The 24,945-nt window shown below is 51.8% G+C and carries 21 protein-coding genes and 1 pseudogene; 3 read left to right on the top strand and 19 right to left on the bottom strand.

Annotated features, from left to right (window positions below; all coding sequences use genetic code 11):
* Positions 1-64: 64 nt before the first annotated feature.
* The 4 genes from H8B09_RS00420 to H8B09_RS00405 form a co-directional block, all read right to left on the bottom strand.
* Entirely contained in the window at positions 65-1,669 is a 1,605-nt protein-coding gene (locus H8B09_RS00420; protein ID WP_191201529.1) for an extracellular solute-binding protein, read from the bottom strand.
* Positions 1,670-1,733: 64 nt separating this feature from the next.
* Positions 1,734-2,615, bottom strand: coding sequence for a carbohydrate ABC transporter permease (locus H8B09_RS00415; RefSeq protein WP_191201528.1), 882 nt, complete (start codon positions 2,613-2,615; stop codon positions 1,734-1,736).
* Positions 2,616-2,655: 40 nt separating this feature from the next.
* Entirely contained in the window at positions 2,656-3,528 is an 873-nt protein-coding gene (locus tag H8B09_RS00410; protein ID WP_318152501.1) for an ABC transporter permease, read from the bottom strand.
* A 276-nt stretch (positions 3,529-3,804) separates the two neighbouring features.
* Positions 3,805-7,422 carry a glycosyl hydrolase gene (locus H8B09_RS00405; RefSeq protein WP_191201527.1) on the bottom strand — a complete coding sequence of 1,206 codons (3,618 nt, stop codon included), beginning with the start codon at positions 7,420-7,422 and terminating at the stop codon, positions 3,805-3,807.
* 178 nt (positions 7,423-7,600) lie between these two features.
* Between H8B09_RS00405 and H8B09_RS00400 the strand changes: the two genes are divergently transcribed.
* Entirely contained in the window at positions 7,601-8,425 is an 825-nt protein-coding gene (locus H8B09_RS00400) for an AraC family transcriptional regulator (RefSeq protein ID WP_191201526.1), read from the top strand.
* A gap of 53 nt (positions 8,426-8,478) precedes the next feature.
* Here the strand turns inward: H8B09_RS00400 and H8B09_RS00395 are convergent, their stop codons facing one another.
* From H8B09_RS00395 to H8B09_RS00365, 8 genes and pseudogenes are all read right to left on the bottom strand, one after another.
* Positions 8,479-9,087, bottom strand: a complete 609-nt coding sequence (locus tag H8B09_RS00395) for a hypothetical protein (protein WP_191201525.1) — start codon at positions 9,085-9,087, stop codon at positions 8,479-8,481.
* A 57-nt stretch (positions 9,088-9,144) separates the two neighbouring features.
* Positions 9,145-9,225, bottom strand: a pseudogene (locus tag H8B09_RS31155) (hypothetical protein); the annotation flags it as partial.
* A gap of 22 nt (positions 9,226-9,247) precedes the next feature.
* On the bottom strand, positions 9,248-9,598 hold the full coding sequence (locus tag H8B09_RS00390) for a fibronectin type III domain-containing protein (RefSeq protein WP_191201524.1): 351 nt from the start codon (positions 9,596-9,598) through the stop codon (positions 9,248-9,250).
* Positions 9,573-11,702 carry a cellulase family glycosylhydrolase gene (locus tag H8B09_RS00385; RefSeq protein ID WP_191201523.1) on the bottom strand — a complete coding sequence of 710 codons (2,130 nt, stop codon included), beginning with the start codon at positions 11,700-11,702 and terminating at the stop codon, positions 9,573-9,575. The genes H8B09_RS00390 and H8B09_RS00385 overlap by 26 nt, the downstream gene beginning before the upstream one ends.
* A gap of 568 nt (positions 11,703-12,270) precedes the next feature.
* Positions 12,271-13,023 (bottom strand): response regulator transcription factor, encoded by a 753-nt coding sequence (locus H8B09_RS00380; protein ID WP_224753177.1) that lies wholly within the window; start codon positions 13,021-13,023, stop codon positions 12,271-12,273.
* Positions 13,024-13,105: 82 nt separating this feature from the next.
* A complete protein-coding gene (locus H8B09_RS00375) occupies positions 13,106-14,164 on the bottom strand; it encodes a LacI family DNA-binding transcriptional regulator (RefSeq protein ID WP_191201522.1) in 1,059 nt (352 codons plus the stop codon).
* A gap of 35 nt (positions 14,165-14,199) precedes the next feature.
* Positions 14,200-16,074, bottom strand: coding sequence for a cache domain-containing sensor histidine kinase (locus H8B09_RS00370; RefSeq protein ID WP_224753176.1), 1,875 nt, complete (start codon positions 16,072-16,074; stop codon positions 14,200-14,202).
* A 189-nt stretch (positions 16,075-16,263) separates the two neighbouring features.
* Positions 16,264-17,286, bottom strand: coding sequence for a LacI family DNA-binding transcriptional regulator (locus H8B09_RS00365; RefSeq protein ID WP_191201520.1), 1,023 nt, complete (start codon positions 17,284-17,286; stop codon positions 16,264-16,266).
* 104 nt (positions 17,287-17,390) lie between these two features.
* Between H8B09_RS00365 and H8B09_RS00360 the strand changes: the two genes are divergently transcribed.
* Positions 17,391-18,305, top strand: coding sequence for an ROK family protein (locus H8B09_RS00360; protein ID WP_191201519.1), 915 nt, complete (start codon positions 17,391-17,393; stop codon positions 18,303-18,305).
* A 42-nt stretch (positions 18,306-18,347) separates the two neighbouring features.
* Positions 18,348-19,301, top strand: a complete 954-nt coding sequence (gene manA / locus H8B09_RS00355; protein ID WP_191201518.1) for a mannose-6-phosphate isomerase, class I — start codon at positions 18,348-18,350, stop codon at positions 19,299-19,301.
* 114 nt (positions 19,302-19,415) lie between these two features.
* Here manA and H8B09_RS00350 read toward each other — a convergent pair whose 3' ends face one another.
* From H8B09_RS00350 to H8B09_RS00320, 7 genes are all read right to left on the bottom strand, one after another.
* Positions 19,416-19,931 (bottom strand): redoxin domain-containing protein, encoded by a 516-nt coding sequence (locus H8B09_RS00350; protein WP_191201517.1) that lies wholly within the window; start codon positions 19,929-19,931, stop codon positions 19,416-19,418.
* A 43-nt stretch (positions 19,932-19,974) separates the two neighbouring features.
* Complete coding sequence (locus H8B09_RS00345) at positions 19,975-20,667, bottom strand: ABC transporter ATP-binding protein (protein ID WP_441343346.1); 693 nt, start codon at positions 20,665-20,667, stop codon at positions 19,975-19,977.
* Positions 20,668-20,689: 22 nt separating this feature from the next.
* Positions 20,690-21,508 carry an ABC transporter permease gene (locus H8B09_RS00340; protein ID WP_191201515.1) on the bottom strand — a complete coding sequence of 273 codons (819 nt, stop codon included), beginning with the start codon at positions 21,506-21,508 and terminating at the stop codon, positions 20,690-20,692.
* A gap of 2 nt (positions 21,509-21,510) precedes the next feature.
* On the bottom strand, positions 21,511-22,089 hold the full coding sequence (locus H8B09_RS00335) for a nitrous oxide reductase accessory protein NosL (protein WP_191201514.1): 579 nt from the start codon (positions 22,087-22,089) through the stop codon (positions 21,511-21,513).
* The gene (locus H8B09_RS00330; protein WP_191201513.1) at positions 22,086-23,414 is read right to left on the bottom strand and encodes a right-handed parallel beta-helix repeat-containing protein; all 1,329 of its coding nucleotides are present in this window, start codon (positions 23,412-23,414) and stop codon (positions 22,086-22,088) included. The genes H8B09_RS00335 and H8B09_RS00330 overlap by 4 nt, the downstream gene beginning before the upstream one ends.
* Positions 23,411-23,803: a FixH family protein gene (locus tag H8B09_RS00325; protein WP_224753175.1), complete on the bottom strand. Its 393-nt coding sequence runs from the start codon at positions 23,801-23,803 to the stop codon at positions 23,411-23,413. Before H8B09_RS00325 ends, H8B09_RS00330 begins: the two co-directional genes overlap by 4 nt.
* Before the next feature lie 266 nt (positions 23,804-24,069).
* Positions 24,070-24,831 carry a sugar phosphate isomerase/epimerase family protein gene (locus tag H8B09_RS00320; RefSeq protein ID WP_191201511.1) on the bottom strand — a complete coding sequence of 254 codons (762 nt, stop codon included), beginning with the start codon at positions 24,829-24,831 and terminating at the stop codon, positions 24,070-24,072.
* Positions 24,832-24,945 lie beyond the last annotated feature (114 nt).

Below are 24,945 nucleotides of genomic sequence, written 5' to 3'. Positions count from 1 at the left end.
CCATACGAAGCAGACCGTGACTCGGTTTGTGCTTCGTATGAGTTTTCGATTGCCGTGTGCTAATTTACTGTTTCGTTATGCTGTCGTACTTTTCCTTCAACGGGCCGTATTGTTCAGTCGCCCATGTCTCCAGCTTGGCCATGCCGATTTTCTCGGCCTTCTTGATCAAATCGTCATAAGCCTTCTGCGCCTCTTCGGCAGTCGACGAGAGATAGACCTTCACAGCCTCTGTCTTCACCATATTCTCGATATTCGTCCGAATGATCTGCTCCTGCGAATCCGTATCCGGGTTAATCATGCCGATAGCTGGATTGAAGGATATGATTTTATCGTAGGCTTCGCCTTGGCGGGTAGTCTCGGAGCCTTCTTTGAAGGAGCTTAGCGCCATGCCGACTCCCGTCTCGGTCGGTACTCCCCACCAGTAAACGCCCTTCTGCTTAATGACAGCTAGATCCTGCGGATCATAGTTAAAGACCGGGTAGCCAGCCTCGTTCCATGTCCAGTCCTTGCCTTCGACTCCCCATTCCGCCAGTCTCCAGCCCTCTTCCGAGAACAGATACTTAAGGAAGCGGACCGAAGCTTCAACATTCTTATTGTCCTTCGTTACATATACACCAAGTCCTCCGGTTCCCGTGCTGACGATGGATGCCTCCGGTCCGAGCGGTTCCGCCACTTGAACGAACTGAAGACCTTTATCTTTGCCGCCGGCATTCAACCGATCGGCTCCCGAGTATGTCCAAGTGTATGCGAACCCTTTGCCGGACAACACCATTTGCTCGGTCTCTGATTCATTCTTGTAAGCGAAATTCTCGGCTGTAACATAACCATTGCGGTACAAGCTGTTCATATACAGCATGGAATCCTTAACACTTGGCTGACGAAGATAATATTCGATCTTGCCGCCGTTATCGACGAATCCGCCTTGCGCGCCGAACTGGGTGTCAAAATAGTTACGCTGCCAATTCGGGTTCAGAATAAGCGGCATCATGTCGGGATGCTTCTGCTTTACTTGCGCAAAGACGTTATCGAGATCCTGCAGCGATCGAATGGAGGGGTTCCCGAGCTCCTCCAGAATATCTTTGCGAAGAGCCAAGCCGGCAGTCATCATATGCGCATAAGGATTTGCCTTCCATTCGGACTCCGAAGAGAAATCATTGCGCATGGCGTAATAATTGCCGTCGCTTACCGTGTTGACCAGTACCTTAACCGGATCGAAGGTTACGTCAGGCGCATACTTCGGAAAAATCTCGTTATATGGCAAACTCAACTTGGCGTCGGACATCAGCTTGAAATTAAAGGATACGACCAGATCCGGAAGATCGCCGGAAGCGACCATCAGAGCAAGCTGCTTGTCGTCGGTCGCGACGGTTACCTTCGGCTTCACGCAGGTTGCTTTCGTAATCATCTCTGGAATCTCGCCTGTCCAATCCTGGAACGGATACCAGGTCGCGTCGACGAACATCGACAGCTCCACCGGTTTCGTGCAGGTCTGGTCTTGCGCGCCTTCATTCGATGCTGACGTGGTGTCCGAGGTGCTGTTTGAAGCGTTATCATTCGAAGAAGAGGTGTTGCTTTCATTGGATGATTGGCTGCATGCGGACAGAAGTCCTCCCGCGACCAGCAGAATTGCCATAAGCAGTGTCAAACGCGACTTATACCGATGAATCATTTCCATTCCCCCTATGTTAAATATAGTGAGCAGCATTCCCGTTAAGAGAAGCTGTTGAAGCCTGTTAACCCTTCACGGAGCCGAGCATCATGCCGGATACGAAATGCTTCTGCAAGAACGGATAGACTCCAAGTATCGGAATGATGGAGACGACCATTGCGGTCGCTTGTATAGAGAACGGCGTGACGCTCGTTCGCGACATGGCGGCCGCTTGCGCATCGCCGGAAGGAACCATCGTTTGGTTAATGACCTGCATCATGCGATAGGTCAGCGTGCGCAGCCCTTCATCTTGGACGAAGTAAGCGGAATCCAGCCATGCATTCCATTGACCGGAGCCAAGGAACAGACTCATCGTTGCAAGCAGCGGCATCGAAACCGGCAGCACAATGCGCGCAAAGATCCGCAGCTCCGATGCGCCGTCTATCCTGGCCGATTCGCCAAGCTCCTCTGGAATATCTCGAAAGAAGGAGATCGCGATCAGCAGGAAAAATAAATTAAGCATGCCCGGAACCACATAAACGGCAAAGTGGTTAATGAGGCCGAGGCTTCTCAACACGATGTAGAAGGCGATTAATCCTCCGGAGAAATTCATTGCGATCACGACTGCGATGAAGTACCCGGATCGGAAGATTAAGTCGCGTTTGGCTAAGCCATAGGCTACTAAGCTCGTGAACAAAATGCCCAGAAGCGTTCCAATGACGGTTCGCAGCACCGAAATGCCGAATGCTTGTATCCATTTCGGATCCTGCAGAAAATAGCTGTAATTGCTAAGCGTAAAGTGTCTGGGCCACAAATACATGCCGCCGACTGCCGTATCTTTGCCTTCGTTGAAGGTAATCAGAAGAATATAATAGAACGGATACAACGTAACCAGTATGACGACTACAAGAATGCTCGTAATAACCGTATCGAGCACTCGATCTTCCATCGACTTTCTTCGACGCATCCTTATCGCTCCTCTCGCTTCGTATCGGTAAGCCCCGGATTCAGAACAGCCCTGTTCCAGACAATCTCTTCGCAACGGCATTGCTGCCGAAGATCAAGATCACCGAGATAACAGACTGCATCAAATCGATTGCCGTGGCAAAAGAGAACCGTCCTTGGGCGAGACCGATAGAGAATGCGTAGGTCTGAATGATTTGAGACTTGTCGCTGTTTAGCGAGTTGCCCAGCAGCATGGCTTGTTCGAAGTTAGAGCCGACGAGCCCGCCCCCCAGCATGCTGCCGATCGTCAGGATCAATACGACTATGCTTGCGCTCTTAAGACCGGGCAGCGTAATGTACAGAATGCGCTTCAGGCGGCCTGCCCCGTCTATCTCTGCCGCTTCATAGAGGGAAGGATCAATTCCGGCGAGCGCGGCCAGGAATATAATCGTCCACCAGCCGGCCTCCTTCCAGATCGCCGTCGATACGGCCAATCCCCAGAAGGAATCGGGATTCGTAAGAATATCCAGCGGCTTGGCGATGAGATGAAGATTAAGCAGCAGATCGTTCAAGATCCCATAACCGCTGGAGAGGAACGCATACGCTATGCCCGTTACGACTACCCATGAAATAAAATGCGGCAAGTAGCTGGCGGTCTGGACGAAGCGTTTAAAGAAAACGTTCCGAACCTCGCTGAGCAGAATTGCGAACAGAATAGGAATCGGGTACGAGAAAATGATTTTGAGTATGCTGATCGCCAGCGTATTGCGAACCAGCATCGGAAAATTATAATCGTCGATCAGCTCTCTGAAATGGGATAAGCCTGACCATGGACTCGTGAAGATCCCTTCTATTCCGCTGGATATCCGGTAATCCTTGAACGCGATAATGATGCCGAACATTGGAATGTAACTGAAGACAATAAGGTATGCCAATCCTGCCCACACGAATAGCTGGAATGGCAATTGCTTATGCAAGCGCTTTAGTATTGACAGTGGATTCACCTCCTTGACTTTGCTGCAAGCAGCTCGCTGATGAACTCATTATAGATTCAGCGGCTTCACGCCGAATACGGTTCATAATTGAAATTGAACTGCTCATTTTAAATATTTATTGAATGCGCTTTCAATGTAAATCGATAAAACCGCACTAGGGCGAGAAACGCCTCAGCGCGGTTGACGAAATGAATGAACTGCAATATCTATAACGCACTATAGCTTGATATTGACGACAGCCAGTTGAACAGGGCCCATAAGGCCCGACTCCAGTCTGCCCCGATATCGGGTAGGAATAGTCGCGTAATGATTCGCCAGCGTATTGCGAACGGACACTTCAATCAGATTCTCGCCGGCATGCAGATAACCGCCGATATCTACTTCCCAAGGGGAATGAAGAAGAATGCGCACCGGATGACCGTTGACTGCGACTTGCGCCGAGCCCGCAACCTCCCCCAATTGAAGCAACACGCGTTCGGAAGGTTCCTCCGGATTCCAAATCAGCCTCTTCCGGTAGATCGCTTCTCCGGAATAACAAGTCAGCCCATCGATTAAGGACCAATCGCCGAGCGTTACAATGCCCTCTGCGCATTGCAGCTTGATTGGCTCTGGTATTGCGGCGCCTGCGTAATAGGTCTTGTCCGGCATAAGACGGATAGCTACCGCAGATAGCTCGATACAAGGCTTTAACAGCTTCGCCCGGTAAATAGTCGCTCCCTCTGCTCCGCATGCGACAGCGTCCACCTCGCATTCGATTCCGTCAGCCCATACCTCGATCTTCCCGTGTGCCGTTACTTCGAGAGCGGCAAGCCCCGGCGGCGCTGTGAATCGGTACCATCCCACTGCCCCTCTTCGTTCGGGAAAGGCATCATAAGGCATGACACCATTGTCGTCATACCAGGCCATCGATAGAGGATGAGAGGCGGTGCCACGGTCTGATTTATGTGCTGCAGTGAACACTACATATGCTCTGCCTGCACCTCGATATCGAAGCAGCAGTCGATTGCTGCCTGCTAGCATCGATACACGCTGCTCCATCGTTTCGATCCGTCCGCCATTTAGCCAGATCCGATCCGGAAGGAAGCCGCCCAACCGCAGGTTCGCTTCTTGAGCCTCATCCGCATACACAGTCGACCACAAATAGTAGACTCCGTCTTCCTCTTCCGGCTCATGCTTCGTTCCGGTCAACGTCGCGCTGCACCGCCCCACGGCAATAAATTCATCCGATACTTTTCCTTTGAGGCCGTGATAGCCTTGATGTCCCGGGTCGCCCTCTATCCCGTAACGAGTAGAATAATCATAAGGGTCCCAGCGGTTACTCATGGGCTCCGCCGTGAACGACGGAGAAGTCGGCATCTCCGCCCATTGCTGCTCCTGAGCCTCGCTGCATTGCTCATAAGGAAGCGGTCCCAGCTTCCAGAAGAACGGACCGTAGCCGACCGTCTTCACCTGCCATTCGGAGTCGTCAATCCCGGGCTCTTGCCAAGCTTCAGCAGCATCTTTCTCCCATGCGAATCGCAGAAACCGAGCCTCCGCACCAATCGTTTCATCACTCGGAGGCTGCCGGAAGTCCCCGAATCGATTGTCCATCGTAGGTCTCAGCTCGAAGAGCCATTTCCCGTCTAATAGTGTGATCGACGTCTGAACCGATGCAACGGAAGCATCCTGCGCATCCGTTCCATCTCGAGGTTCTGCCGCGCCAGGGGAAAAGACGACAAGCGCCAGCTCCTCGCGATCCGACGGCATGCGGATCCATGTGCCTTCCGAGGTTACCCGATCGACTTGCAGCGGTTCCGTCGTCCCGTCCCAAGGATTCCACCGTTCCACGGAACCATAGCATCTGAAGAAGCACTCCGTTCCTCTTGGGACATTGTAGACGGCATATAAATCTCGGCTGCCGATTCTCCGGTGCTGAACATAGGGGAATTGCTCCGCAGCATCAACCTGTCCAGCGCAAATAAAGTCGCGAGGAAAGGCCTCCTCGATCAATTGAACGGCTTCCGTCCAGGTGCGAGCTGTCAAGGCTCGTCCGCCTGCAGCATTCCGTTGCGCCCGTGAACCGCCATCGGCCTTCGCCTCTGCAGCCGTCCATCCGAAGAGCAAGCGAACTTCGGCATCCAGCCCTGGATCGTTCGCCCCGATGCTATCGCTCGCTTCCGGCAAGTCCCCGATTGCAATGACAATGCCTCCGGATTGATAGAAATTAAACGCCTTCCGGAGTGTTGTCCTTCGTAGCGCACGCATTGAGGGAAGAATCAGTACCTTGAACGACTCGCCTGCAACGGATAACTCCCCGTCCTTCGTCTCCGCCCGCTCCAGCGATTGATGGTCAATGAAATCAAAATCAATCCCCTTCTTGTACAGACTCTCGGCTGCGCCGAAAGCAACAGCAACTGCCCTCTCGCCATCCAACCCTGCTTCAAGCGATGCCACAGGATAGACAACAGCTACGTCGCACACGTGACTGCCTTGACTAAGCACATAGCTGAGCCGTTCCGTGCAGGCCATTAAGCTCTTCATATGCGGCCAATACGGCATTCTGAAATGATTGCACGGCGGAGCCCATTCCCACCAACCGCCGTTTGTCGTGTAATACAGTCCATGAAGGGTAAGCAGATTATGTCCGCTGACGAAATTCCGGAAGATCGCATCCGTCAACGCTTCAGTCGTCGTTCCCCAGCCGCTGCCGTAGAAGCCCTCAAGCCATGTGCGCGGCCGCTCGTACATATGCGCGATAGAACTGGCGACCTTGTTCTTGATCAGATCGCATTCCATATTCGGCTGGTCACATCCGGGACCTTGATTCCATCGCTGCGTTCGGAAGTAATCTCCGAATTCGACGGGATTCCTGCCGCGCCCTCCATGATCGCAGCCATAAATCAATCCGCGGTGCTCGTGCCAATCGAATACGGGGCGAAAATAGTGCAGCTCCGACAATTCCACCATCGCATCATTATAATCGAGCCGAACCTTCGGCGTGCGAGGACCGATATCCGTGAATAAGGCTGCCAATTCAGGGATAGGGTCGTAACCCTTCCTCGCAATAAAATGCTGACGGATCCTCTCGCTCCACAGCTTCCCCCTCAGTCCGAAATCCAACTCGTCCGAGAAGAAGAAGCCAAGCCGTGCTCCCGGAATACTCGAGAGCCGATCCTCGAAGCGTTGGAAGAAATGCTCGATGACGAGCTCGCCGCAGCGCGGATGGGTCGGATCGATTGACATAGGGACTCTCTCATGGGATACAACGGAAATCCGCCAGTTTCCTTCCGGCTTGTTCCATTGCAGACGCTCCCCTTGTATATAAGAGTTCAATCTCTCCACCTCTAGTGGCTTTCCGTCTTCCATGCGAACGGCAATAGCGCTAAGCGTATTCGCCGGGAGCGCCCACGAGAAGCTTCCATCCTCCACGATCCACTCCGAATACTTCAATACCGCGCCGGCGGTATCAGGGTGCTTAGCCAACAGCTCATCCGAATACCAACCTTGACCTGGCGTACAGAGTGTATAATCGCTTAGGCTGACCCAAATGCCGTATTCTCCAGCCTTCTCTGCGAACCAAGCAAACAAAGCCCACCATTCCTCCGAGAAGAGCGGAGGCTCGCTCGGATATGTTAAACCATAGGAATGTCCCCCTTCATCGCCGTGCGCATAATTGATCTGAAGCGCGGTAATGTGATGGTCTTTCATTTGGTCAAGCTGCCATTCCAGCCGCTCTTTATCGAGACGTTCGCCGACCCACCAATAGAAGGCGACTTCTCCATACCCTTCCGGCGGCGTTTGAAATCCGGGGTATGCATCCAGATCGGACGCTCGACTTGGGTATCCAATTCTCATCCTTGTTTCTCTCCCTCGTTTCCTTGTATCCGTGTACGCTCTCATCGTACCTAAACGGCACTCCGCCTCGATAGACACAGAAATCACGAAGATGTGCCGAATAGTAACCTTTCTGATTCTTATGATACAATCGTACTCGGTGAGACTGAGGCTAGAACAGCAAATGGGGGACAAGAGGATGACGCACTCGCAAATTCATAGACATCTTGAAGAGATGAAGCTGACTGTGACGCTGGCCGGCCACGTGCGCGTACCGCTGGAATGGAAACACCATAAGCATGTTACCGTCAATAACTGCCTGTACTATTTTCTTGAGGGCGATGGCATGCTCGAGATTGACCATCATGTGTATCAGCCAAAGGCCGGAGAAGCTTACTTCCTCCCTGCAGGTGCGGTTATCTCTTACTCAACGTCGCAGATCAACCCGTTCCGACAGATGTTCTGTCACTTCCAAGCCTATTGCGGTCCGATTCCGCTCTTTCGCCTATTCGAACCGAAGTATCGTATTCAGCTCGACAATTCACTGCGAATAGAAGAACCATTCGCACGAATGATCGAAGCCTTCCATAGCGAGGACGAATGGTCTCCGCTTGCCTGCAAGACACATATGTTTCAGCTCTTGCTTGCGTTATGGGACAAGCCGGATGATCGGCCTCATTTATCGCTGACACGCATCAATCCGCGAGCCAATGAAATCGTCGTCTATATGGAGGAGCATGTCGATGGTCCCATGAACATTGAAGCCGTCGCAACCGCTTTCGGATATAGCACCAATTACTTTTTTCGTTACTTCAAATCTACGTTCGGCACAACGCCTCATCAATATTGGATCAGATTAAAGATGGAGCATATCAAAAAATTGCTGCTGACGACGGATTGGCCCATCGGCAAAATAGCTGAGGATCTCAGCATGGAACGCTCGCATCTCACTCGCTTATTCCTCCAATACGTCGAGATGACGCCCGCCAAATTTCGTAATTGGATGAAGGGAGTCTCTGAATAACCCTCAACCTAGGCAAATAAATAACGGCGTCAGGACGCCGAACAGCCCATCCGCTAGATGGGCTGTTCGCTAACGCATATATAATTGAAGGAATTATTCATACTGGTCAATCTGAAACCTGTGCTCACGCTCGGACGATTCATCTCTGCAATGGTCGATGCATAGGCATCCGCCGCGAGATCGAAGCTGAGCGTGTGCAGCTGGATGCTGCCAGCCAGACCGCCACCCCCGCCTTGCACGCGCAAAATAATCCGATTGACGTTCTTATTTACTAGATCCGTCAATGGCACGTTAATCAGCGTAGTCGTTTTCGCCGGGATCGTTACGTATTTGCCTAGCTCGACCCACTTCCAGTCGCCATCCTTCACGATCGGCTGGAGCTGAATATCGATTGCATTGGGATTCGTCACGATCAAGCTCATATTCGAATAGCTGCTCCAGCTCTGCGCTGGCGAAGGATCCAGCTGGAAGCTTGGATAATTCTCGATCTGCAGATTAAACGTCATATTCAATCCGCCGTTATCGAGCATCGTCAAATTCGCAACGGTAGGTGTTGTCGGCTTATCAGCCCCGTTAATACCAACATACCAAGTCGAGTAGTTATCGATAATACCGGAATCAATCGCTTGAATCTGGCTTGGATCTCCCGTCGTTACATTCACAGCAGTACTTGCCGCAGAAAGGTTCCCTGCATCGTCGAATGCCTTAACCGTAAACGAATAAGCCGTGCTCGCCTTCAGGCCGGATGCGTTATAGCTAGTTGTTGCACTTGTACCGATAAGCGTGCCGTTAGCGTAGATGTTATAGCCAGCTACGCTGATATTATCGGTGGAACCCTTCCAAGTCAGGCTCGCTGTCGTAATCGAAGGGACAACTGTCTGGCGTCGTTACCGACACAGCGGCGCTCGCCGCCGACTGATTGCCTGCTGCATCAATTGCCCGTACCGTGAAGCTGTATGTCCGCTTTGCTTTCAGACCCGTTACGGTACAGCTTGTAGTCGTACTGATCGCTGCCAGCTCGCCGATGTTATAACCCGTTACTCCGACATTTGTCCGTGGAGCCCGTCCACGAGAGTGCCGTTGTCGAATAAGTGGACGCTGTTCCTTTAAGATTCGTTGGGACTGTCGGCGCCTGCGTGTCCGTCGATCAACCGCCGCTGAACACCGTTGCAAGCTTGGATGTTGCCTTAATGCCGTTCGTCCCGTTAATGATGGCATTGCCCTGCTCCGTGTAGCTCGTGCCTGCCCAGTCATTGGACATGTCGAGGTATTCGAGACCGGAGCCATTGCCCTTCCATGACCATCCGAGATAGCCGACGCCCTTCTCTTGGCTGTAGCTCATAATGGTCGCCTCATCTACATCGCCATTCGTATGCTTAATGCCGAATTCGCCGATGACGACTGCGAGGTTTTTATTCAAGACGCTATCGATGTTTGATTTGACCGTTGAGGCATTCGCGCCTGCGTACTCGTACATGTGGATCGAGAACATCGTATTTTTCTGCGGATCGGCATTGAATACTTCCGTACCATAGTCTGCGATCGATTGCGGATATTGCCCCCAACCTGCAGCGTCGACCATGATCGTGTTCTTGATGCCCGCGTTGCGAAGCTTCGGAATAACCGACTTGTAGCCTGCCGCCCAGTTCGCGCCGTTCCACGTACCATACCATTCATTGGCGATGTTCAGGATAACCGTCTTCTCTTTGCCGATAAGCGCGCTCTTCATCTCGATCCAATAGTTCGCGATATTGTCCAGCACCGTCTGGCTGTCGGAACCTGTACCGTCATGCACCTCCACGATGGCGATCAATTTGTTCTGCTCGCACAACGCAATGAGGCTCTGAAGCGCAGACAGGCTGTCCTTCGTCCACTGCTGGCCATCCGACAGCACAAGCCGTACCGTATTGGCACCGGTCTTCGCGATTGCCGGAATCGCCACGGACTCTTGGCCTTTGTACCAAGTGTAAGCATGGTTGATGCCGCGCATGACGAACGGATTGCCGTTCGCATCATAAAGTGTCGTGCCTTTGATATAAAATCCTGTGTTCGTCACCGCTGGCGCATTCGTCGTCACACTCAGTGAGACGCTCGCGGCGGATACGTTGCCAGCTGCATCGTAGGCCTTCACGGCGAAGCTGTAGGTCGTATTCGCAGTTAGGGCGGTTACTGTGTAACTCGTAGTTGTGCTCGTACCTACCTTTGTCGTGCCGTTGTAAATCTCGTACCCCGTTACGCCAACATTGTCTGTCGACGCCGACCAAGTCAGACTAACGGCCGTGTCCGTCTTTGCACTGCTTGCAAGGTTCGCGGGTGCCGTGGGCGCCTTCGTATCGTTCGTCGGCGCCGTTACCTCCGTGAACTTCCACTTCTGCTGCGCATTGCCGTTGTCCGACCACTGCTGCACATTCGCGCCATCATACGTATAGCCGCCAACGACGTCGAGCGCTTTGCCGCTTGCGCGCGATATCAACTTGTAATTGCCGCTGCCGAGGCTGATGATTTGCCATTGCTGATTCGTCTGCTCATTGTCCGTCCACTGCTGGACGTTCGCGCCATCGTACGTCGCGGCACCTGCAACCTCAAGCGCCTTGCCCGATGATTGTGCAAGAAGCTTATAGTAACCGCCACCAACATCTACAACCTTCCATTGCTGCTGCGCCTTCCCGTTATCCGACAACTGCTGCACATTCGCGCCGTCGGCTGTTGAGCCGCCGTCTACGTCAAGGTTTTTGCCGCTGTGTGCAGCTGTAAGCGTATACACTTTGCCGGATACTAACCCCGGATCCACTGGATTCGTTGGCGTATCGCCGGACGCATACACTTCAAAGTCCCACAGCGAGTAACCATAGCTCGTTCCACGCTGCGTACCGTTCATGCGAACATAACGCGCATCACGCGAAGAGATAGAGATATTATCAATGCCGCCATCGCCTGTTGTCGTTGAATAAACCGTCGTCCATGTGCTGTTATCAAGCGACGTCTGAATGGAATACGCCTTGCCGTAAGCAACCTCCCAGTTCAACATGACGCCGCTGATCGCAATCGCCGATCCGAGATCAACGCTAATCCACTGCGGATCCGAATAAACAGAGGACCAACGCGTAGAGCTGTTGCCGTCGAACGCCAAGGCAGCGGTCTTGCCGGTATCTTCATTCGAGCTTGAAGCAGCCGGCCGGTTCAACGCAAGATTCGTTGCAGCACTCGCCTTCGCAGGAATCAACAATCCGCTAACCAACAAACTAATCATCATCGCATACGCTAACAGCTTTCTCATAATCACCCTCCTGAAATGGTTGAACCAACATTCCTTGCGTTTTACTTAAGGCTGGTCGTGTATCCAAATGTGAGCTTAACGAGATACGAAAGATACCCCTCCCTTCTTTCATCGAACAATCGAATGAAAGCGCTTTTAAATTCATGAAAGCCAGATGGGACTGACGTGCTGATGGACGCAGCGCTTGAGGAGCTATTGTGGGGGAATGCCGTGTTGTTGAGCTGAGCGCGAAATCATTCGACGTTCATCACGAAATACAATATAATATCTGTTATCATATTTTGTCAATAATAAAGATAACAAAACTAACAATGCTAACAAAACTGAGACACGTCCAATGAAGTAATTAAGAACTACTACAAAAGGATTTATGGACTACACATCACTGCCACAGGCAGTTTGCCTTATGCGAACGACCCACCTTCCACCTATTACCATATCCCTAAAACGATTACTTTTGTTATCGCATCCCATGCTAACAAATATCCCTCACCTTGCAAATTTAGTACTCCCTATTCACCCCATCAATGCCTATCGCGGAATAACACACAAAAAAAGCCCGAAGCGCTCATTCCGCTCCAGGCCATCGTTTACTCTTGTAATCCTTCGGGGTAATGCCAACGATCTTCTTGAACAGCTTGTTGAAATATACCGGATCATGGTAGCCAACCTGCTGAGCGATCTCGTAGTTGCGCAAGGAAGGATTACCGACCAGCAGCTCCTTCGCTTTCTCGATCCGCAATTGAATCAAATAATCGGTAATCGTCATGTTCGTCTGGTGCTTGAACAATCGGCTCAGATAGTTGCTCTGCATCCCTGTAGATTGAGCCAGCTTCTCCAGTTCGAATGGCTGATCGTACGTTTTCTTCAGCACATCCTTCACCATCTCGACCGCATGATGCTCCCGATCCTGCAGCGGTTGCTCCACATCCTGCTTCAACAGATCGGCCTCTCGGCGCGCAGACTCAATCTGCTGCAGCGCCTTCTGCAGCTGTGCCTTATCGATTGGCTTGAGCAGGTAGTCTTTGACCCCATTGCGCAGCGCCGCCCTTGCATATTCGAACTCATCGAATCCGCTCAATACGATAATATCGACTTTCGAATCGCTCTCGCGAATCTTCCGGATCAGCTCAATGCCGTCCATGAACGGCATCTTAATATCGGTAATGACGACATCCAGTCCCTGCTGGCTTAATTGTGCAAAATGGTCCCAAGCGACCGCACCGTTATGGTAAGCCCCGAGCACCTCCAGATTAGGAATGAGCTTCGTTAGGATTTTGACTAAGCCTTGGCAGATGACTTCTTCATCGTCGACAATCATAACTTTCAGCAGTTAAGATCACCTTCTTCGGTGTAAAATGGCGCAATGCGGCGGTTTCAATGCCATCGCAAAGTAACTCCCGCTATTGTTTGTTGCCCGCTATCGATTGCCGGTAGATGACTTCGCCTGCGATGAGAATTTTCTCAAGCGGCTCTTTGGAACGTTCCAACCGTTCGAGCAGCTTATCGACCGCCCTCGCGCCAAGCATCTCTTTCGGTACGTTAACCGTCGTAATCGGCGGCGAATGGCGTACCGAATCGTCGATATTATCGAAACCGGATATCGATAAATCTTCGGGAACCGCTAACCCGAGCTCCTGCGCCGCTTTGCATGCATCAAGCGCAAGCGAATCGTTCGCGCATACGAGCGCCGTCGGCAGCGCACGCAGCTTCTTACGGCGAAGCAGCCATTGCTTAAGGGGCTCGTCATAATGCTCCATGATTTCCAGATGCGTCAGATGCTCCTGCCCGTTCCACAGCTCGAACTCCTCCATCGCATCGCGGAAACCGTTCCAGCGATCGAAGAAGCTGCGGGAGTAACGAACATTGCCGACGAACCCGATGTTCCGATGACCGATGCCGATTAGATGCTTCGTTAAACGGTACATGCAATCATAGTTGTTGGCAAACAGCGTATCCGACGGAATTAACGGATCCTCATGGTCAACAAGCACCATCGTCACGCCCAGCCGATGAATCTCCAGCAGCATGGAAGACGCGATCTCGCCGACGCCGATCATGCCAAGAATGCCCTCCGGCTTCAGCAAATGCATGAACGTCTCGGCATTCTGCTCCATAACGATGACCATGCCGATGCCCTTCTCTTCCAGACGCTTCGAAATCCCATCCAGAATGCGCCCCCAATACAATGAGTCCCGTGTCTGGAATCGGATGTTCGGCATCAGGACGAGTACGGACTGCCGAATATCTGCATTCGGCTTCTCTTCCTCTTCCCGGCCCAGCTTGATCGGCTTCATGTAGCCGCTGTTCTGGGCGAAATAACCTAACTGCGAGGCGATCTGGATGACGCGCTCCTTGGTCGCTTCGCTCACGCCTTTTTTGCCGGAGAGCGCTTTGGAGACCACATATTTAGACACGCCTAGATGGTCTGCGATTTGCTGCATCGTCACTTTTTTCGTCACGCAACTATCCCCTATCTCCTATAAATGCATGTGCATTATAAATCGCCGGTCGTCGTATCAGGCTGTGGCAGCGGCAGTCTCAGCACAACTTCAGTCCCGCCTTCCGGTCCTTCGAGCACCTGCATGCCATAACGATGTCCATAATGCAGCTTAATGCGCTCGCATACGTTCCGCAGTCCGATTCCTCCCCGGCTCGGCTTGCTGACATCTACACCTGCAAAAGATAAATTCAAACGCTCCCGCGTCTCTGGCGTCATTCCCAGTCCATCGTCAATGACATGAATGAGTAAGAATTGGTCGGATTGATCCACTCTTATGTCTATCCGCATAATGGCTTTCCGATCGTCCAGCCCGTGATAGATCGCATTCTCGACGATTGGCTGCAGCAGCAGCTTAAGCGTTGGGATTTGATCGTAAGATGCGTCCGCTTCAATCCGCAGATCGAACCGGTTCGGGTAGCGATAATTGAGCATCTCGACATAATTGCGAGCATGCTCCAGCTCCGCCCCAATGACCGTCCTCTCCCGTACTTCGCCGATGCTGTAACGGAGCAGCTTCCCGAATACAAACAGCATATCCGCTGCCGCTTCATCATCGTTCAGCTCGGCAACCATTCGGATCGTCTCCAGCGTGTTATACATAAAATGCGGATTGATCTGCGTCTGCAGCGCGAACATCTCCGCTTCGTTCTTCTTCGTCTCCATCTCATAGATTTCCTTGATGAGCTGGTCGATTCGGACGATCATCCGGTTGAATTGGTGACCGAGCTGACCGGTCTCGTCCCGCCGCTTAACCGGAAACTGAACGGAGAAATCGCCTTCCTGAACGGTTCGCATGAGACGCATCATTTTACGCAAAGGCTTGGTTAAGGCATAAGATAGCAGCGTCGATATAACCAGCGCTAGCGCAAGAGAGACGAAGGTAGCCGCCCACGTCACGTTCCGAATACGGATCGAGTCGCTCTTCAGCTCCCGTTCGGGAATAAGCACGTAAAGCTTCCAATGCGTATTCGGTGAGGTCGTGTACATAACCAACTGATCCACACCATCAACGGTCGCGTAGAAGCTGCCGCTTCCTTCGCTTACATGCAGCAGCTCCGGCGATTGGATAATAGACTTCGCATGATGCTCCTTGTCGCTGTCATAGATAATGCCGCCATTCTCGTCGACGATGAAGGAGATGCCCTGCGTCAGCTTGTCCATCTCTACCATCTGACCTTCGATAACCCCGATATCGGTATCGACGGCGATCAAGCCGATCGGCTGCAAGGTTGCATCATCCAATATTTTGCGAACGACTGTGAAAGCATATTTCTTACTGTTGAGAATGCTCGTATATGCCTCGGTGCCCAGCAGCATCGCCTTCCCGCCGGAATTCGCCGACAGCTCCTTCCATTGGTTGTAGCTCTGCTCCAAGTCCATTCGGACAGCTCCGGACTCGGTTGAATAATACCCATTGCCATACTCGTCGAAAATATATACAACGTTGGCTCCGCGCTTCATATTGTTGATGAACTTCACGGACGATTGAATACCGCGCTGAATCAAGAGCACTTGGTTCAAATCCTCTGGCGCCTGGTCGCCTCCATTGGCAGGCTGGCGCTGCGCGTAATACGTATTGGAACGAATGAGATTTTGCTTGATCTCTGCTTGGTAGGCTGGGATTGACGAGATACGCATCATGTCATCGATATAATCATCCGTTCGTTCCATCATTGCTGTCATTAAGTTCGCCGAATACGATACGGTCGTCTTCTCGATCGAATTCGTATAATTCGAATACGAGACATACCCAATGAACGTGAGCGGCAGCACTATAATGACCAGAAAAACGAACAGCAGCTTGCGCTCCATAGGCATATCCATCAGCTTGGACCATGCCGATCCGATCCAACGTCTCACGTTCATCATCCTAGTCCTTCCGTCCTAACAAAGGTTAATCTAAAAAGTAACCCAAGAAGTATATTCGGCATCAGGTGCTGACAACCGAACTTACGAACGAGTACCAAAAGTCTATTGTTGCCCTCATTATACGACAAAATGTTAGCTATCGCACTTGTTTGTTATTGTATGTTAGCATCGTTAGCTATGGATATGACCCTAACACTCACGAACGGATTCACGCGTAATAAGGGTAGGTCGGATATAGTGCCGAAGCGTCTCTCGGAATTTACCCTCCGTCTTCAGCAGCATGTCGATCGCGGCGCTGCACAAACTCGCCTTCTCGACGCGCATCGTTGTTAACTGGAGTCCTTCCGATTCCTCATATTTCAGATCGTCGAAGCCGACGATCGAGACGTCTTCCGGTACACGAATGCCTCTGCTGCGAAGTTGGCTTGCAAACAAGTAAGCGATTCGGTCATTGCCGCAGAAGAAGGCCGTTGACAACTGCTTCAATCCGTCGATAAATGTACCCAGTTCAACCTTCGTATCTTGAAAACCTACCGAGGAGGACATCACCTTCGCCGGGTCAATGGACAGACCGTTCTCCGTCATGGCTCTCCAATAACCGAACCAGCGTTCCTGATGGCTGGACGTCAAATTCGTAGGCCCGATGAATCCGATATCGCGGTGTCCCGCTTGAATTAATACGGATACAGCCTCGTAAGCCCCTTCCACATTGTCCGATGCGACAACCGGACACGGCAGCCCCGAATGATAAGAGTCAAGCATAACAAGCGGCACTTCCAGCTCCCATACGATCTCTGCGTACGCGCGATCTACAATGCCGAATAGGATGATTCCTTTGTAAGTCAGCTCTGTACAGTGCCGCGGAAGGATGAGGTTTGCTTCCATCTCTGCATCAATAGGCGCAATGACAGCATTCAAGCCCCGTGCGCGAATGCTTTTCTCCAAGCCCCAGATGATATCGTGAAAAAACTTGAAATGCTCGTTGTCCTCATAGCTCATAATCCGCTCTGGCACGAGCACTAGCACCGTACCGCCTATGTTGTGATTATCGCCATAAGGGCCATAACCTAATTGCTTGGCAGCCTCAATGATTTTGTTCCGCATGTCGGTGCTGACGCCTTGCTTGTTCAGCAGCGCGAGCGACACTGCATTTTTCGAAATGCCGAGATGATCCGCGATGTCCTGCATCGATACTTTCTTTTTCCTAGCCATCTCTTTTCATTCCTTCCCGTACGTGATAGACTAGGCACAACTTTACTTTACAATAATTTATTTGTCAAGTTTGTCAAGTAGATACTCAAGGAGGCCTGCAACCCTTGCAATACGCAGTTGGCATTGATATTGGCGGAACGAAGACCGCTATCGGGCTTGTTGATTCGAATGGACATGTGCTCGCGAAGTCGGCACTACCAACGGGTTCCGACCCTTCACATATGGTAGATGAGATTGCTGCCGCAGTAGATAAACTGATCGGCGATGCAGGTGTGTCTGCTTCGTCCCTTAAAGGCATCGGAATCGGCGCTCCAGGCCCGCTCGATACGAAGAAGGGCATCATCGCTGAGCCGCCTAACCTGCGGGATTGGTGGGGATTCCCGATTGTGGATTCGATGAAACGGCACTTCAGCCTTACGATCACATTCGAGAATGATGCGACAGCTGCCGCACTGGCAGAGCGCTGGGTAGGAGCTGGGAAGCAATCCGACCATTTTGTGTTCATTACGGTGAGCACTGGAATTGGCGCAGGCATCTTCAGCCACGGCAAACTCATTACAGGCGCAACGGGCAATGCGGGCGATATCGGCCATATCGTCATTGACCCGTCCGTAGGCACCTGCCCATGCGGGCAGAAGGGCTGCCTCGAATTTATCGCCTCCGGCACGGCTATAGCACGGATGGCTGGCGAGATTGTAGGTACTGAGGTAAGCTCGAAGGAAGCGTTCGAGCTTGCGTTCAGCGGCGAGAACGCTGCCGTGAAGGAACTGGTTGACCGCGTATTCGGTTATATTGGCGTTGGCTGCGTAACGATGATCAATGCGCTGGACCCTGAGCTTATTATTATCGGCGGCGGCGTATCGCAGGTTGGCGCACCGCTGTTCGATGCCGTTACGAGCTATATTCAGAAGCATGCGCTGAACCCATCCGGCCGCCTGACGCGCGTTGTTCCCGCTGCTTTGTCGCAAGAAGCCGGCTTAATTGGCGCCGCGGCACTCATTCATATCGATTACAAATAAGGACTATTTGAACTACCTCTCAAATAAGGAGTTTGATATACGATGAATCCGAATCTACCTATTTTCTTGCAACCCGTTTTTCAAGAGCGCATTTGGGGCGGTACGAAGCTGAACGAGTTGTTCCAATACGATATTCCTAGCAGCACGACCGGCGAATGCTGGGCCGTATCCGCTCATCCGAACGGCCAGAGCGTCGTTAGCGGCGGACCATATGCCGGATTGAAGCTTGGCGAGCTGTGGACCGCTCACCCCGAACTGTTCGCTTCCAAGTCAGCTGTATTCCCGCTTCTGACAAAGATCCTTGACGCTTCCGACGATCTATCCGTCCAGGTGCATCCAGACGATACATACGCCGGCGTTCACGAGAACGGCGAGCTAGGCAAAACCGAATGTTGGTACATCGTTGACGCCGAGCCTGGCGCATCGATTATCTACGGTCACGAAGCACAATCGAAAGAACAATTGGTTGAGCTGATTCAAGAGGGTAAGTGGAATGACCTACTGACTTCTATTCCGGTCAAAGCCGGCGACTTCTTCTACGTACCTAGCGGCACGATCCACGCGCTTGGCCGCGGCGTCGTCGTACTAGAAACGCAGCAAAGCTCGGACACAACATACCGCGTATACGACTACGATCGCCGAGACAAAGACGGTAACTTGCGCGAGCTGCATCTAGAGAAAGCGATCGCCGTGACGACGATTCCGCAAGCTTATGTTGCAGGCAGTTATGACACCCGCGATGCTGATGGGCTCGTAGTTACTAGCTTCGTGTCCAACGACTTCTTCACGGTTGAGAAATGGGATGTAGACGGCACGGCGCAGTTGCCTGGTGGCGAGCAGAAGTATAAGATCCTCAGCGTCATCGAAGGCAGCGGCATGCTGCGCTTTGACGGCCAGAGTTATGAGCTGCCGAAGGGCACACATTTCATCCTTCCTGTCGGCTTCGGCTCATACGAACTAGAGGGCAAGCTGCAGTTGATCGTTTCGAACGAGTAGCGGATTTATTATTAGTTCGGCCAAAAGGACCTCGTTCCCGTATTCAGCGGGAACGAGGTCCTTCTATTAACTAGCAGCACGCGCAATTTGCTGCTTCCCTTATCAGCATTCGTCTCAGGCATACTCTTGTACGAGCTTCTCAATTTCATTGACCGAGGCGAATTGTCCCGTCACAATCCGGGCCACCTTCTGCTCGGAATCGATCAGCACGGTGACCGGGAGCGCCTTGACTTGATAGGCCTCCATAATGTCGCCGCTCGGATCGAGCAGTTGCGGATAAGCAACGCCCAGCTTCTCGACAAATGAATTTACCGTCCCTCTCGTCTGCCCCACATTGACTCCTAACACCTGTATGCCGCTCTGCTTCGCCGCCTGATCAATCAATGGCATCTCCTCCACGCAGGACGTGCACCATGAGCCCCAGAATTGAACGAGAACAGGCTTGCCGCTGTAGTCGGATAATCTGACCTCTTGTCCGTTCGTATTCTGTGCGACAATTGCCGGCGCTGCACGGCCTATCGCAAACGCCTCGCGGTCCGTTTGAAGCCTCTGGACTACTGCGAATAAGACAGCACCCGTCAGCAGCGCCAGCACCGCCATTCCGACAATCCTTTGTAAATCTCGTTTCATCGTCCGTCCCTTCCTCTCAGAGATCATTTGGTTAGATTCAGCTTTAAGCCTCATAACCAAACAAGGTTTGGAACGCTTTATACAGCCCAAGACTATCCCCGACTTCCCGATAAGCTTCGACAGGGCCGCTCTGCACGATTCTGCCTTCCTTGAGAAAAATCACCTCATCGGCGATCGCATCAGCCACCTGCATCTGATGCGTCGAGAAGATGACGGTATGGCCTGCATCCTTAACCGTTCGAACCAGCTCCACGAAGGAGTCCATCCAATAAGGGTCAAGTCCATTCGTAGGCTCGTCCATTACGAGCAGAGCTGGATTACCGAGCAGCGCCTGCGCGAAGAGCAGCCGCTGACGCATCCCCTTGGAGAAAGAGGTGACAGGCTTGCGACGCACCTCCGACAGGCCGACAAGGGCAAGCTTCTGTCCCACAACTTCCTTGTCTACTCTTCTAAGAGTTGCCCAGAAAGCGAGCGTCTCTTCAGCAGACAAGCCATGGCTGAACAAATAGTCGTCCGGCATGTAACCGATCTGCTCGGCATATCGCTTCCGATTATTTTTCCACGATTGACCGGCCACTCGAATCGAGCCTGCTGTCGGCTGCGAGACGCCGGCTATCATCCGCAGCAGCGTACTCTTACCTGCTCCGTTGCCTCCGCACAAGGCAACGACATGCCCCTTAGTTGCCTCGAGGCTCACGCCATGAAGGATCTGCTGCTTGTTAATCGACTTGTGCACGTCTGATACGCTAAGCACCGACTCACTCACGAATGCGCCCCCTCTCCCAGATCATGTAGGCGATCCCGGCAGCCGCAGCTGCCCACAGCATACAAATCAGCACGAACCATAATGTGCCGTCAGTCCGGCTAATCCAATGCACCCAATCGTAATATTCCGGCCCGAGAATGGAGCCTCCGCCCAGCTTCACAATGACGAACAGCCGAACAAGCTCTGCAGGATTGAGGAAAGTAAGAAAGACGAGTGCAGACTTCACATAGAGATATGGCACCATCCCGAGAATCGCCACAAGCAGCGACGACCAGCCGATAACGGCGAAGAACCAGATCGCCACGCTTATCGTGAGCGCCTGCCAGCGATTCCGCGCGAAGGTGCCAATCATCATCGCAATCGCGACGAACAAGAAAGATAACCCCATCGAGAACGCAACAAACAGCACAAAATCCGTGATCGCAAAACCGCCGCCGAACACGGCCCCTAACATACCCGAGACACCGTAACCAACGAACATAATAACCCACAGCACCATGGTAAGACCTGCGTATTTGCCTGCAATAAACGATAAGGTACCCAGCGGATAAGCCGAGAGCAGCCGCCAGCTGCCCTCCTCCTTCTCGGCAGTAAGCGAGAAGGAACCTAGAAGCAGCGACATAAGCGGCACGAGGTACAAGATCAAATTCAGCATTGCACTCGTAACTCCCGAGTACCCTTCCACTGCATTACGTGAATTAATAAGCAGCAAGATTAGGCTGAATGCGGTAAATAGCGCCATGAAGGAATAGGCCCACGGATTTCGAAAACCCATTCGGATTTCGCGAATAGCAATCGTACGAAAATCCATAATTAATTGGAATGCGCATCAGAAGATGCATCGTTCATGCTCATATCGCCATCCATCTCTGAATGAGCCGACTCGTCATGTCCGCTCATATCCATTCCGCCCATCATGTCTGTATTCTGCTGCCAAGTGTGGCTCGCCAGCTCTGCGCTTGTCATGACAACGCCTTTGTCCTGCGACTTCACGAAGGCATCGGCCGATGCCTTATCCTTAAACGAATAGATCCCATACGCCATCGGAGAACGGTAAGAAGCATCATAGGCATAGTACGCATCCTCATACTTAATCCACTCGTTGTCGTTATAGTCACGAACAAAAGAAGCGCCGATTTCTTCGCTCGGGTTCGTTGCTTCCCATTTGTGCATGCAGCCGATATCGTCGAACAGATGAACCTTCCCATTCTTCGTAACAAGCTGCGTTGCATACGCATCATCCTTCACCTGCATGTTGCATGCCGCGCATTTGGCCGTATCTTCATTGATTGCAACGGCCTTGTACTCTTTTCCGCCGCAGCCAGCAAGCATTACCATAAGAAACAGCAAGCATGCAGCAACCGATAGTTTCGTTAATTTTATTGATTTCATGTTCGTTTAACCCCCGTATTATAAATGATAATTGTACCAATAAGGAGCAGACACAAGCTCATCCAGAACGTGTAAGAATTGTGCTTCGCCGCCATAGTCTGCTGGCCTGCCGGCATCATGAGCGGCTCCGTATCCATCGTCCAGGACGATCGATCGGATTGCATCATCGTCTCAAGAAACTGCATGCCCGGCGACTGGAAGAATAACTGGAAAGCAGGTGTCTGGTGCGTCAACTGCTGGAAGAACGGATTGATCGCATAAGCAATGTCGCTTCGGCCATCGCCATTCGCGTCGATCCCACTGAAGTTGTCCCAGAAATTCGCTGTCAGACGATTGTCCGGGCTGTCCGTCGCCTCCGCATTAATGACATTGGCGATAAAATCATTCGCCTGCAGCTCGTTGCCTTCCGATTCCAGAAATTGAATGCCGACAAAATTCCGTACAATGCGGTTGTTCCGAATGTCGTTCTTGCTGGACTGCTCGATATAGAAACCGACGCGATTGCCTTCTACTCGATTGCCCTCTATCGTCGAAGTATGGACATCAAACAGCAGCAGCCCCTGTGAATTGACATTCTCGCTCTGCTTGGTGAACGAGTTGTCTTCAACTATGGCATCCGTTACTCCCATTACCATCGCGCCGGTCACATTGTAGCTCCCTGCATTGCCGCGAATGATCGTGCCCTCCGTGTACATGCAGTGAATACCGTACCGCGAATGGTCAATCCGATTGCCCGTAACCTGATTGCGATGGCTGCTTTCCTGATAGATCCCGTCATTCATGGAAGAGATTCGATTCCCGCTGATGACATTGTCATGTGAATCATAAAGATCGATTCCATTTCGCTTCGCCGACATTTTCACCTGTTGGCCAGACTCTCCGAGCCATTGAATCGAATTATCGGCAATCTCATTCCGATTCGACTTTCGCAAGCGTATGCCGAAAGAGTGCGTATAGATGTCGAGCTTGGACAGCGTCGCCTTCGATGCAGCCAACTCGATCGCGGACGACTCCTCCATCGACCGTTGCTCGATGGTAATGCCGCTGACCGTGACGCCATCGGCTATAATCGTGAGAGCAGGTTTAGCTGTATCGTTGACAATGACCGCGCCTGGCTCTCCGACAAGTGCAAGCCGTTTGTCGATCGTTATTGCCCCGCTGTATTCACCCGACGGAATCGTCACCGTATCGCCCGGCATAGCCTCGTCAATGAGCTGTTGAATGGCGCTCTTGCTCGGCGATGCGCAAGCAGCACAAGGGGCGATCCCTAGAAATACAACAAACAAAAACAGACATGCGGCGAACCCTCCTTTGCGCTTGATCATTGAACCTCCAGCTTTTTCAACTTCGTCACATGCAGATCATCCTGATACAGATGAACATATATCGTATAGGTGCCTGGTTGATCGAAAGTTTTCGCTGCGCTATATTCCCCGTCTCCTGCCGCTTCTGCATTAATAATTTCAGGAAGCCCTTTGTTGTCCGGCTTGCGTATATCGAATGCCACCTGAACGCCGTCCGAGCGGACCAAGCCTGTTATGATAGCGATCAATTTGCCGGGCTCGCCAGCCTTCACAGCCACCGGATCAGTGGCCAGCTCCACCTTTACATCAGCTGGATCCTGGCCTTGAGCAGCCGTGCTGTTCGTGCACCCGGACAACAGCATGAATGAGAGACAGCCTAATAAAACGAATGCCAGCATCTTCCCTCTCAATCTCGTCATCCCTTTCTGTTTATGGATTATGCTTATCATTGTATCCCTTAGCCATGTATGCCAAATGACTCATTAGGGCTATCGAAGGCGTTACTTTATGAACGCTTTATGACGATTATGCTTGGTGGTTTCCATCGCTCTCTCTCAAAAAAAGAGGTCTTCGACTCCCGCAGATGCGGGAGTCGAAGACCTCTTGGAACCATTCATTACCGATATGCCTTTCTTCACGACGCCACCGAGAAATCGTACAATTCCTATACAATGACTTAAGCAAACCCAACTTTACTCAGATTATTGTAACTGATACGCAGGCTCTCAAAGGCCTCCACTGGCCCCGCATCACGCTCGATCAGATACCACTCCACTCCCGCTTCCTCACAGGCAGGTAGAATATCCGTCCAATCCAGGTTTCCTTCCATCACCTCAGCCATTACAGGCTGGGTATCAATGATCGTCATATCTTTCAAATGGATGGCTTCAATCCGTTGGTTCAACTTGCGGATCCATGCCGCCGGATTGCCACCTCCAGCCTGAACCCAATAGGTGTCCAGCGTGAACAGAAAGGTCTCCGGATTCGTATTCTCCATGAGAATCTCCAAGCCTGTCTTCCCTTGGAAACGCTCAAATTCAAATTGATGGTTATGGTAACTAAACTTGAGCCTGTTCCGGCCAAGCTCATCCGCAATATCGCTGAATTGTTTCGCGAAAGCCTTATACCCTTCTTCACTCCAGAATTGCTTCGGCAATCCGCCCAAACCAACCAGTCTGCACCCCAGCGTATGGTGGTCCTTGATCAAAGCGTCCAGGTCGTTCGTAAACCGATCGTATCCCATATGGGTAAGCACAATGTTCAGATCGTGTGAACGTGCAATTGAGGCTACTTCATCTACTGGCAAATGCCACAGCGCAGAGGCCTGAACGGTGGTGTAGCCCATCTCCTTGATCTTTCGGAGCGTAACATCGAACTCTTCAGGCGTTTTGCAATAATCGCGAACGGTATACAGCTGTGCACCCAATCTTTTCATCATCTATAAGCTCCTCCTAATGATTGTGGGCTATGTCGATAACCCTAATGTGGTAGACTTCAGGTTCCGTCATGCTTGCAGCACGTTCTATATGGCCTGTTTGATCTAAATGTAACA

Source organism: Paenibacillus terricola, assembly GCF_014779765.1.
GTDB lineage: Bacteria > Bacillota > Bacilli > Paenibacillales > Paenibacillaceae > Paenibacillus_T > Paenibacillus_T terricola.
This window is presented reverse-complemented; position numbering and strand designations above follow the sequence as displayed.

Excerpts from the sequence above, each read along its gene's own strand:
- H8B09_RS00420 (WP_191201529.1), bottom strand. The coding sequence starts at position 1,669 with ATGATTCATCGGTATAAGTCGCGTTTGACACTGCTTATGGCAATTCTG.
- H8B09_RS00365 (WP_191201520.1), bottom strand. The coding sequence starts at position 17,286 with ATGGCTAGGAAAAAGAAAGTATCGATGCAGGACATCGCGGATCATCTC.
- H8B09_RS00340 (WP_191201515.1), bottom strand. The coding sequence starts at position 21,508 with ATGGATTTTCGTACGATTGCTATTCGCGAAATCCGAATGGGTTTTCGA.
- H8B09_RS00320 (WP_191201511.1), bottom strand. The coding sequence starts at position 24,831 with ATGATGAAAAGATTGGGTGCACAGCTGTATACCGTTCGCGATTATTGC.
- H8B09_RS00385 (WP_191201523.1), bottom strand. The coding sequence starts at position 11,702 with ATGAGAAAGCTGTTAGCGTATGCGATGATGATTAGTTTGTTGGTTAGC.
- H8B09_RS00335 (WP_191201514.1), bottom strand. The coding sequence starts at position 22,089 with ATGAAATCAATAAAATTAACGAAACTATCGGTTGCTGCATGCTTGCTG.
- H8B09_RS00415 (WP_191201528.1), bottom strand. The coding sequence starts at position 2,615 with ATGCGTCGAAGAAAGTCGATGGAAGATCGAGTGCTCGATACGGTTATT.
- H8B09_RS00370 (WP_224753176.1), bottom strand. The coding sequence starts at position 16,074 with ATGATGAACGTGAGACGTTGGATCGGATCGGCATGGTCCAAGCTGATG.
- H8B09_RS00350 (WP_191201517.1), bottom strand. The coding sequence starts at position 19,931 with ATGAAACGAGATTTACAAAGGATTGTCGGAATGGCGGTGCTGGCGCTG.
- manA (WP_191201518.1), top strand. The coding sequence starts at position 18,348 with ATGAATCCGAATCTACCTATTTTCTTGCAACCCGTTTTTCAAGAGCGC.
- H8B09_RS00330 (WP_191201513.1), bottom strand. The coding sequence starts at position 23,414 with ATGATCAAGCGCAAAGGAGGGTTCGCCGCATGTCTGTTTTTGTTTGTT.
- H8B09_RS00380 (WP_224753177.1), bottom strand. The coding sequence starts at position 13,023 with ATGATTGTCGACGATGAAGAAGTCATCTGCCAAGGCTTAGTCAAAATC.
- H8B09_RS00405 (WP_191201527.1), bottom strand. The coding sequence starts at position 7,422 with ATGAGAATTGGATACCCAAGTCGAGCGTCCGATCTGGATGCATACCCC.
- H8B09_RS00400 (WP_191201526.1), top strand. The coding sequence starts at position 7,601 with ATGACGCACTCGCAAATTCATAGACATCTTGAAGAGATGAAGCTGACT.